At 29.1% G+C, this 10,659-nt stretch carries 10 protein-coding genes; 9 read left to right on the top strand and 1 reads right to left on the bottom strand.

Translation table 11 applies throughout. The features are described from left to right. The first annotated feature begins 657 nt into the window (after positions 1-657). A complete protein-coding gene (locus tag MR593_RS03885; protein ID WP_290687076.1) occupies positions 658-1,953 on the top strand; it encodes a dicarboxylate/amino acid:cation symporter in 1,296 nt (431 codons plus the stop codon). Positions 1,954-2,122: 169 nt separating this feature from the next. On the opposite strand, the gene rpmB is transcribed toward MR593_RS03885, so the two are convergent. Then, positions 2,123-2,311, bottom strand: a complete 189-nt coding sequence (gene rpmB / locus MR593_RS03890) for a 50S ribosomal protein L28 (protein ID WP_290687078.1) — start codon at positions 2,309-2,311, stop codon at positions 2,123-2,125. Positions 2,312-2,717: 406 nt separating this feature from the next. On the opposite strand from rpmB, the gene MR593_RS03895 reads away from it, so the two are divergent. From MR593_RS03895 to MR593_RS03930, 8 genes are all read left to right on the top strand, one after another. Further along, positions 2,718-3,068 carry an Asp23/Gls24 family envelope stress response protein gene (locus tag MR593_RS03895; RefSeq protein WP_290687080.1) on the top strand — a complete coding sequence of 117 codons (351 nt, stop codon included), beginning with the start codon at positions 2,718-2,720 and terminating at the stop codon, positions 3,066-3,068. Between the two features lie 15 nt (positions 3,069-3,083). Then, positions 3,084-4,712 (top strand): DAK2 domain-containing protein, encoded by a 1,629-nt coding sequence (locus MR593_RS03900; protein WP_290687081.1) that lies wholly within the window; start codon positions 3,084-3,086, stop codon positions 4,710-4,712. Positions 4,713-4,820: 108 nt separating this feature from the next. Next, positions 4,821-6,881, top strand: a complete 2,061-nt coding sequence (gene recG, locus MR593_RS03905; protein ID WP_290687082.1) for an ATP-dependent DNA helicase RecG — start codon at positions 4,821-4,823, stop codon at positions 6,879-6,881. Positions 6,882-6,906: 25 nt separating this feature from the next. Then, positions 6,907-7,485: a 16S rRNA (guanine(966)-N(2))-methyltransferase RsmD gene (rsmD, locus tag MR593_RS03910; RefSeq protein WP_290687084.1), complete on the top strand. Its 579-nt coding sequence runs from the start codon at positions 6,907-6,909 to the stop codon at positions 7,483-7,485. Beyond that, the gene (gene coaD, locus MR593_RS03915; RefSeq protein WP_290687086.1) at positions 7,485-7,982 is read left to right on the top strand and encodes a pantetheine-phosphate adenylyltransferase; all 498 of its coding nucleotides are present in this window, start codon (positions 7,485-7,487) and stop codon (positions 7,980-7,982) included. Before rsmD ends, coaD begins: the two co-directional genes overlap by 1 nt. Positions 7,983-7,984: 2 nt before the next feature. After that, positions 7,985-8,503: a hypothetical protein gene (locus tag MR593_RS03920; protein WP_290687087.1), complete on the top strand. Its 519-nt coding sequence runs from the start codon at positions 7,985-7,987 to the stop codon at positions 8,501-8,503. Between the two features lie 103 nt (positions 8,504-8,606). Next, positions 8,607-9,539 carry an NADase-type glycan-binding domain-containing protein gene (locus MR593_RS03925; RefSeq protein ID WP_290687089.1) on the top strand — a complete coding sequence of 311 codons (933 nt, stop codon included), beginning with the start codon at positions 8,607-8,609 and terminating at the stop codon, positions 9,537-9,539. A gap of 33 nt (positions 9,540-9,572) precedes the next feature. Next, positions 9,573-10,659, top strand: a 1,087-nt coding sequence (locus tag MR593_RS03930; protein WP_290687090.1) for an ATP-binding cassette domain-containing protein, incomplete at its 3' end; no start/stop codon positions are given.

Genomic DNA, 10,659 nt, shown 5'->3' on the forward strand with positions numbered 1-10,659 from the left:
GAAGATGGTTATTTACTTGTTATTAGAAATTTAAAAATATAGATATAAAAATTATTAAAGGAGCAGTTTGAATTGACAGACTGCTCTTTTATGCTTGTTGGCATCATATTATAACTTTTGAATCATATATAGAACAAAGTATGAATAAAATTTATTATATGAGGAGTGGTTAATATGAAAATGATAACTATTAAAATGCCAAAATGGATTTCAAACATAATTTTAAAATTTATGAAAAAGAGCAAATAGTAGTTTTAGAGTTTAGATTTTAATTTTATATGCAATAAAAATGAGGATTTTTGCAATAAATATATATTTTTTTGCAAAAATCCTTTTTATATGTTTTAATGTAAATTTGTTTTATATACAAAAAAGGAATTTAGTAAAATATATATTGCATTTGATTAACTATTAAAATTATATAAATACTTAAAAATACAATGAAAATGTATAAAATTTAACAAATATATGCAATTTTGTGCGTCGAAAAATTACAATTAAAACCAAAAATAAAAATTAAAAATACAGAAAATTATGTGTATTGATATTTCTATTTATTTATTTTCATTTTATGGTATAATATCAAACGGGTCTAAAAATAAATAAAAATGAAAAATTAAAGTTTTATAAAAATATTTTTTAAGGAGAGATTGAAATATGGAAAATAGTAAAAAGAAACTTGGACTAACTACTAGAATTTTTATCGCTCTTATCTTAGGGGCTATATTTGGTGTTATACTATATTACTTAGTTCCAAAGGGAACTTTTAGAGATGACATTTTAATTAATGGTGTTTTTTATGTTTTAGGAGATGGATTCTTAAGATTAATGCAAATGCTAGTAGTTCCATTAGTATTTTGTTCATTAATATGCGGTAGTGCAGCTATTGGAGATACTAAGACATTAGGAAAAGTCGGTGTTAAGACAATAATGTTCTATATGGCTACAACTGCTTTAGCTATAACTGTGGCATTATCAGTTGCCAAGGTTATAAATCCCGGTATAGGACTTGATTTATCATCAATACAAAAGGCCGATACAACAGTTGCTGAAGCAACTAGCTTTGCAGATACTATACTTAATATAATTCCTAAAAACCCAATTCAAGGTTTAGCAGAAGGAAATATGCTTCAAATAATAGTTTTCGCATTAATAGTAGGTATATTAATCGCAAAAATGGGAGAAAGAGCAGATTTATTATTAAAAGGATTTACACAATTTAACGATTTAATGATGGAAATGACTGTTCTTGTAATGAAAGTCGCTCCATTCGGTGTATTTTGTTTGATAGCGAAAAACTTTGCTAATATAGGATTTGATGCATTCTTGCCTATGTTAAAATATATGGGTAGTGTCTTCCTAGCGTTGGGAGTACAATGCTTTGTAGTTTACATGGTGTTCTTAAAAATAGGTACAGGCTTAAATCCTGTTAAATTTATAAAGAAATTCCTTCCAGTTATGGGGTTTGCATTTTCAACTGCAACATCTAACGCTACAATACCAATGTCTATAGAAACATTGAATAAGAAAATGGGTGTATCTAAGAAAATATCATCATTTACTATACCTCTAGGTGCTACTATAAATATGGATGGTACTGCTATAATGCAAGGTGTTGCCGTAGTATTCGTCGCACAAGCATTTGGAATAACTTTAACCCCAATGGATTATTTAACAGTTATTGCAACAGCTACACTTGCTTCAATAGGAACAGCTGGTGTACCAGGGGTAGGTCTTATAACTTTATCAATGGTGTTTGCATCTGTAGGTCTTCCTGTAGAAGGTATAGCGCTTATAATGGGTATAGATCGTATATTAGATATGACTAGAACAGCAGTAAACATAACTGGAGATGCAGTTTGTACTACTATAGTTGCTTATCAAAATAAAGATGTAGATGTCGATGTATTTAATAGTAATGATGTTGAAGAAGTAGATGCTATAACTTGCTAATTTGATAATATATAATATAAAATAAAAAGCTTTATGGAGCGGATTTTGAATTTGCTCCATAAAGCTTTTTTTATTTATTTAAAATCGATGACTTTTAAAATTAAAAAAGGGATTATTGCACAATACATAGTACTTTGCAGTAATCCCTTAATTAATAATAATAAAATTATTAAGCTCTCTCAACTTTTCCTGAACGTAAACATCTTGTACAAACTTTAACTCTTTTTGGAGTTCCATCTTCTACAACTCTAACGTTTCTTAAGTTAGCAGACCAAGTTCTTTTATTATGTTTGTTTGAGTGTGATACTTGGTTTCCTGCAACTTTACCTTTACCACATACACAACATACTTTTGCCATCTTAGCACACCTCCTTAATCCATAATCTTTTAGACTGAAACATATTTATATTAACACAAACATTAATATTTTGCAAGACAAATATGATAATGATTTATTTCGTATTGAAGAATTTTGCATTATCATATAAAATTATATATATAAATTGTAATAATGTAAATATTAAAAATGAAAAATCATAAATTATTTTTTTGAGTATCTGAAATTTATATATATTTGAAATAAAGATTTTGCATAAAATCTTTAATTTATAGTGATTTTATAGTATTATATACTAATGATTGGTTATTTTAATATACTTTATTATCAATTTTAAAATAAATAATTAAACAATCATGTAAATTTTACATAGTTTTTGTACAAAATAAAAGTAATAAAAAATTAAAACTTAAGGGGGTTAAAAACCATGAGTGCAAAAGTAAATAATAAATATGGATGTATAGAAATAGATAAACAAGTTATAGCTCAAATAGTATATAGAGCTGCTATGGAAAGCTACGGTTTAGTAGGATTTTCACAAAAGATAAAAGGAATAGTGGAATTACTAAAAGAAGGCAATATAGCAAAGGGTGTTAAAGTAACAGAATTAGAAAACAACACTATAGAAATTGAACTATTTGTTGTAATGCAATACGGCATAAATATAGCTACAGTTGCAAATAACATAATAGAAAGAGTAAAATACTCTGTTGAAAACGACACTGGTATAAAGGTCAGCAAAATAGACGTCAACGTCCAAGGTATTCGAGTAAAGTAATTTAGGAGGAAAGAAATGATTCAATATATAGACGGAAAGCAATTAAGAGATATGTTTGTTTCTGGTGCAAATAATCTTAAAAATCATAAAGAAATAGTAGACAAACTAAATGTATTTCCAGTTCCAGATGGAGATACAGGGACAAATATGTCTCTAACTATATCTTGTGCAATAAAGGAATTAAACAAAGTAGAAAATGATGATATAGGACAACTTGGAAAAGCTCTTTCTAAAGGTTCTTTAATGGGTGCTAGAGGAAATTCTGGTGTTATTTTATCTCAAATAATAAGAGGTTTAGCTAAATCTATAGAAGGCAAGGATCAGCTTTCTAGTATGGATATAGCTGAGGCTTTAAAAAATGGCTCTGATACAGCTTATAAAGCCGTAATAAAACCAGTGGAAGGAACTATACTTACAGTAGTGAGAGAAAGCTCTGAATATGCATTAAAGGCTGCTGCTTTAGAAGATGATATAGTAGAATTTATGACACTTGTAATAAATGAAGCTAATAATTCATTAAATAGAACTCCAGAGCTATTACATGCGTTAAAAGAAGCTGGTGTTGTAGATTCTGGTGGGAAGGGATTAGTTTTAGTATATGAAGGAATGTTGAAGTCACTACAAGGTGAAAGTGTAGAAGGAGAAGATGTTCAACCTGCTGAATCTACTTCTGTAAAAGTAGAAAACAAAATATCTACAGAAGATATTAAATACCAATACTGTACAGAATTTATACTTGAAACTGATAAGATATCTGACTTAAAAATGCGAGATATAATGATAAAATACGGAGATAGCTTAGTAGTTGTAGGAGATGAAGGTGTAATAAAGGTACATGTTCACACTAATACTCCAGGTACTGTTCTTCAAGAGGCATTAGCATTTGGTCAATTATTGACAATAAAAATAGAAAATATGAAGCTACAACATGAAAATAAAGTAATACAAGATGCTCAAGATACTAAAGAAGAAGTTAAAGAGGAACCAAAGGAATTTGGCTTCATAGCGACTTCAATGGGTGAAGGTTTAGCTAAAATATTCAAAGATTTTGGCGTAGATCACATAATAGAAGGTGGTCAAACTATGAATCCAAGTACAGAGGATTTCATGAAGGCAATCGACGAGATGAATGCAAATAACATAATTATACTTCCAAATAACAGTAATATAATTATGGCTGCAAACCAAGCTAAAGAGCTAAGCGATAAAAATATAATAGTAATACCTACAAAAAATGTATCTCAAGCATTTGCTGCATTAGTTAGCTTCGATGGAGATTCAACAATAGAAGAAAACGAAGCTAATATGCTAGAAGCTTTAAAAACAGTAAAGAGCGGTCAAGTAACTTACGCTGTTAGAAATACAGTTATAAACGATGTTGAGGTAAAAGAGGGCAATATCATAGGCTTAGGCGAAGGTAAATTACTATCAGCAGGTGATGATATAGATGATATAACTACAAAGCTTATAGAAAGCTTAGTAGATGAAGATAGTGCAATAATAACTTTATTCTATGGAGAAGATACTAAGAAGGAAGACGCAGAAGCTTTACAAGAAGCTTTAGAAGAAAAATTTGAAGATATAGACATAGAATTATATTATGGAGGTCAACCGATTTACTATTATTTAGTATCTGTTGAATAAAGAAATAAAATCATGTAAATAATGGGGGCTGTTTCAATATTTATTGGCAGCCCTTTTTAAAAGAAAATTCATCCTCTAAATGTAGAGGATTTTTTTAGGTGATGATAGATGGATATTTTAAATAAGAATATTCAGTTTGTAAAAGGTATTGGTCCTAAAAAAGCTTTGAAACTGAATAAGTTAAATATATTTACAATAAAGGACTTATTGTATTATTTTCCGAGGGCTTACGAGGATAGAAGCAAAGTAAAAAAAATATGGCAGCTAGAGCACGATGAAAAAGCATGTACAAAAGGAGTAATAACTAGCGTAAAAAGCCATGTCGCAAAAAATAATATTAAAATATCGAAATTTATTATAAAGGATGAAACTGCTCTTTTAACGCTTGTATTCTTTAATCAGGACTATCTCACAAAGGTATTTAAGCAAGGAGATAGTGTAATAGTTTATGGAAAAGTAAAGAGAGAGGGTTCTATTTTGGAGATGAACTCCCCAGAGATAGAGTTTTTTACTAATTCGCCTACATCTACATGTAAGATGATACCGATATATCCACTTACTTATGGTGTTACAAATAAAGATATAGTAAATACTGTAAAAAATGTATATAATAATGAAGGTGTTAGTATAAAGGAGTATCTACCGCAGTATATAATAGATAAATATAAATTATGCAGTATTGATTTTGCAGTTAAAAATCTTCATATGCCAAGTGATAAACAATCTTTAAAAATTGCACTTTATAGAATGATTTTTGAAGAGTTTTTAATTTTGCAAATAGGTTTATTTTATCTAAAAAATGGCATAGACGATGAAAAAGGTATAAAATTTGAAAAAAAAGAAAAATTAAATGATATAATAAAATCTCTGCCATTTAAGCTGACAAATGCACAATCTAGAGCATTTGACGAGGTAATAGAAGATATGCAAAGCGAAAACGTCATGAACAGGCTAATACAAGGTGACGTAGGGTCTGGAAAGACAATAGTAGCCACTTTAGTGCTTGCCTTGGCTGTTTTAAATGGATATCAAGGAGCTCTTATGGCTCCGACAGAAATTTTAGCTAGACAGCATTATATATCTTTAAATGATACATTATCTCCTTTTGATATAAATGTAGGTTTACTAGTAGGTAGCTTGACTAAAAAACAAAAAGAAAAAGTACTAGATAAAGTAAAAAATGGAGAAATAGATATTTTAATAGGAACACATGCCCTTATAGAAGACAATGTAGAATTCGATAATTTAGGTATAGTGGTGACTGATGAGCAACACAGGTTTGGAGTTAGACAGAGAGCTAAATTATCTACAAAGGGAAATAATCCAGATATCCTAGTTATGACTGCAACACCGATACCTAGAACGCTAGCCCTTATACTTTATGGAGATTTAGATATATCTATAATAGATGAGCTTCCACCGGGGAGACAGCCTATAGATACGAAGGCATTTGAAGCCAAACAAAGGGATTTTATATACACAAATTTTATCAGAGATGAAATAGACAAAGGAAGACAGGTATACGTAGTATGTCCACTCGTTGAAGAAAGTGAAGCTATAGAAGCAAAGGCCGCAGAGGATTTAAAGGAAGAGCTAAAGGAAAAATATTTTTCTGACTTAAATGTAGAGGTCTTACATGGGAAAATGAAGCCTTCCTTAAAAGATCAAATAATGAATGACTTCAAAAAAAATAAAATTCAAATTTTAGTCTCCACTACAGTGATTGAAGTCGGTGTAAATGTACCAAATGCGACGTTGATGATTATCGAAAATGCAGAAAGGTTTGGACTGGCACAATTGCATCAATTGAGAGGTCGAGTAGGTAGAGGTTCACATAAGTCTCATTGTATATTGATTTATTCCTCTAAAAGCAATATATGCAAACAGCGTATGGAGATTATGGAAGAAACCAACGACGGATTTAAGATATCAGAAAAGGATTTAGAAATCAGAGGACCTGGAGAATTTTTCGGTACTAGACAGCACGGTCTTCCAGAGCTTAAAGTTGCTAATATATTTAAACATATAAAGATATTGAAATTAGCTCAAGAGGAAGCAAAAAATATTTTGAAAAACGATAAAAACTTAAGTAAAAACGAAAATATCTTACTAAAAAAAGAAATAATTGAAAAATTTAGCGATATTGATAAAGAAATATCATTAAATTAATAGAATTTATGTTAGAATATATTTATTGAAGGGAGAAGGAAATTTGAGAGTTATATCAGGAAAAGCGAGAGGATTAAAATTAAACACTCCTAAAAATCAAGATGTAAGACCGACGACTGATAGAGTAAAGGAATCACTATTTAATATAATAAATTTTGATATTATGGACAGCAATGTATTAGATTTATTTGCTGGAACTGGTTCTTTAGGCATAGAATGTCTATCGAGAGGCGCAAATAAATGTGTTTTTGTAGATAAGAGCAAGGAGAGTATGTCTATAGTCAAGTCTAATATAAAAAAGGCTAGAGTAGAAAATGAAAGTATTACGATGAATATAGATTTTAAAAGCGCTATTTTATCTTTAGGAAATAAAGGCGAAAAATTCAATATCATATTCATGGATCCACCTTACTATAAAAACATGTTTGAAGATGCGCTGTCAATGGTAGATCAAAATAATTTGCTTGAAGAAGATGGAGTAATAGTTGTTGAACACGATACTAAGGATAGCTTTCCGGAAAATATTGGCAGATTATATAAAAGTAGAGACAAAAAATATGGAAAAACAACATTAACATTTTACAAAATGGAGGAAGAAGCATAATGAAGCAAAAGTTCACAAAAGCTATGTTTGCAGGGAGTTTTGACCCTATTACTAATGGGCATTTAGATATAATATGTAGAGCATCTAAAATATTCGATGAATTACAAATTGGTGTACTTTACAATCCTAATAAAAAGGGACTTTTTACTTTTGATGAAAGAGTAGAGTTAATTAAATCATGTACATCGCATTTGGACAATATAAAGATAGTCAGTTTTGATGGATTATTAGTGGATTATTGTGATGCTAACGGTATAAGTACATTAGTCAGAGGTGTTAGAAGTGAAGCGGATGTAAACTATGAGCTTCAAATGGCACATATGAATAAGGAACTAAATCCAGAAATAGAGACGATATTTTTACCTACAAATACAAAATATTCGTTTATAAGCTCTTCTTTAATAAAAGAAGTTCTTACATTTGACGCAGATGTTAAAAATTTAGTACCTGAACAAGTTTTAATAGCTTTAAAAAACAAAAATAAAGGGAGAGAGTAATAGTGGAAATGGAACTTATTGATTTACTAAGACAATTAGAAATAATGGTAGAAGAGGCTCCTTCAAAGACTTTTTCACATAAAATTGTTTTAGATAGAGATGAAATTTTAGATTTGATAAAAGAGATGAAATCTGTAATTCCAGAAGAAGTAAAACAAGCTTCTTGGATAAATACTGAAAGAGTAAAAATTATAAGTGATGCTAAAAAGGAAGCAGAAGAAATAATTTTACAAGGAGAAAAAGAAGCTCAAAGATTACTAAATGAAAATCAAAAAAACTTAGACGCTTTAGATAAAGAATATCAAGAAAAAATAGAGTATATGATAGAAACTAATGAGGTAGTTCAAAAAGCCAATGAAAGAGCTGAAGAAATAAAAGAAAAGGCTCAAAAATACAAATACGAAATGATTGAAAGATCAAATCAATATGCAGAAGATGTTTTAAGCTTTGTTGAACAAAAACTAGAAGAAACTTTAGAAGAAGTTAGAAATAATAAAAAAGAACTTAATCCTAGAATATAATAAATCACAAATTAAAAATTATTGAAAAATATAAAGCGCTTGAATTAGCAAGTGCTTTATATTTTAGCTTAACTATATAATTAAATTTTGAGGAAAATTGAGTATGATATGTAAAAATTGTAATAGGGAAAATAACGATAATGCAAATTTTTGTGCATTCTGTGGAAAAGAATTAGATAAAAAAGATAGGTCTAAAATAGATCTAAAAAAGGATGAAGATGTGGTATATTTTGACCCATATGACGATGAAGAAGTTGATTTTGAAGATTACGATTATGAAGAGGATGAAGAAGAAGTACAAAATTTCGAATTTAAACAAGATGATGAAAAAGATAATAATAACGTAGATTATAGTAATAAAAAAGGTATAATTTTTATATCAGCGATTTTGTTGATTTTATTGGTGGTATTTATAATTCCAAAATTAGGTATTTTAAAAGGTGATAGTGAAGTATCTTCTACATCATCTGTATCAGAAGAAAAGGCAGAAACTAAAGCTGTTGAAGAAGATACTAAAGGTAAATTAGAGGATAAAGATTCAAAAAATGAGGATTTATCAAAAGACAATTCTATAGTTTCTAATAAAAAATCAAAGGAAACACAAAAGATATATATAACAAATTCAGAATGCAGTTCAATACTGCACGATTCTACCAATAAAGATTACGGTTCTACTAGAGTTCTAGATGGTGATTTTTCGACTGTATGGTCAGAAGGAGTTTCAGGATATGGAGAAGGAGAATGGATTAGATTAGATTTTGATTCTATATATACTGTTGAAAAAATAAAAATAGTAAATGGACTTGTAAATAAGAAAAATGGTTACTATAACAATAATAGACCCAAATCAATATCGCTTAGATTTTCTGATGGAAGCAGACAGACTATATATCTAGAGGATGATAATACGGGATATCAAGTCGTAAATATAGATCCAGTTGATTCTAATTACATTGAATTTACAATAAATTCAGTATATTATGGTACTAAGTACGATGATACATGTATAGCTGATATAGAAGTATTGGGATATTAAAATTCTTAATAGAAATATAAGTAGGAGAAGTTTATGTACATATTAATATTTGAACCTCATAAGGGTTGTAGGAAGATTTTAATAGATAAAAAAAATTCAAAAGTAAATTTGGGGAGAAGATTGAGAGATGGATATGAAAATATTCAGCTACAAGCAGATTTTTTACCTGACTATGTAGGTATAATAATTTATCATGAGGAAAAATTTTATTTTAGAAACTACGGCAAAATTAAGATATTTGTAGATAATAAACAGTTGAACGATACATCGACAGCAGTCCGATTAGTTCATGGAAGTATGATAAAAATTCAATATAGTGAAAATAAAAATGTCTATATCGGATGTGTAGACGACGACTATAATATAGAAAATAATTGGAAAATATTTAATCAGAATGAGCATAAATTTTTAAATGCACAAAAGGATAAAAAGGGATATGTAATAAGGGATGCAGAGAATATAGTGTTTCATGGAAGGAAAATAAATGCAGGCTATTTTATCCCAAAGGACGGAGATATTTTCTTCAACGATAATTATGCATTTTACAGTATGAAGAAAAATATATTCTTTGTACCATTAAAGAAAAATCAACAGGTTGAACCAGTTAAAAAGGTAAAGGTAGATAATAGCAAGATAAAGCAAAACAACATTAAAAAAACTTATCAAAATACCAAGAAGACAAATAAAAATGTAGCTATTTTAATGGAACACGTAACCAGATACGATAAGAAGAAAAAATGGTATAGATTAAAGGATGTAAACTTGAAAATAAATTCGGGAAGACTTGTAGCCATTATGGGTGTTTCTGGAGCAGGAAAAAGTACGTTGTTCGATGCAATTTTAAAGAGACTAAAACTAGATTCAGGTACTATAAAGATAGATGGCGATGAATTAGGACATGTTCCACAATTTTCTGTCTTGAGAAAGGGAAACACTGTTCAAGAGATAATGGAATTTTACGCTAGTAAAAAATTAAAAAAATGCACTAAGCAGGAGAGAATGCAAAAAATAGATGATTTACTAGACAAATTAAATTTATCTTTATTTAAACAGTCATTAGTCGGAAGGTTAAGTGGTGGACAATCTAGAAGATTAGATATCGCAGTACAGCTTTTAAATG

This window comes from Intestinibacter sp. (genome assembly GCF_022780145.1).
Taxonomy (GTDB): domain Bacteria; phylum Bacillota; class Clostridia; order Peptostreptococcales; family Peptostreptococcaceae; genus Intestinibacter.

Excerpts from the sequence above, each read along its gene's own strand:
- MR593_RS03885 (WP_290687076.1), top strand. The coding sequence starts at position 658 with ATGGAAAATAGTAAAAAGAAACTTGGACTAACTACTAGAATTTTTATC.
- rpmB (WP_290687078.1), bottom strand. The coding sequence starts at position 2,311 with ATGGCAAAAGTATGTTGTGTATGTGGTAAAGGTAAAGTTGCAGGAAAC.
- MR593_RS03895 (WP_290687080.1), top strand. The coding sequence starts at position 2,718 with ATGAGTGCAAAAGTAAATAATAAATATGGATGTATAGAAATAGATAAA.
- MR593_RS03900 (WP_290687081.1), top strand. The coding sequence starts at position 3,084 with ATGATTCAATATATAGACGGAAAGCAATTAAGAGATATGTTTGTTTCT.
- recG (WP_290687082.1), top strand. The coding sequence starts at position 4,821 with ATGGATATTTTAAATAAGAATATTCAGTTTGTAAAAGGTATTGGTCCT.
- coaD (WP_290687086.1), top strand. The coding sequence starts at position 7,485 with ATGAAGCAAAAGTTCACAAAAGCTATGTTTGCAGGGAGTTTTGACCCT.
- MR593_RS03925 (WP_290687089.1), top strand. The coding sequence starts at position 8,607 with ATGATATGTAAAAATTGTAATAGGGAAAATAACGATAATGCAAATTTT.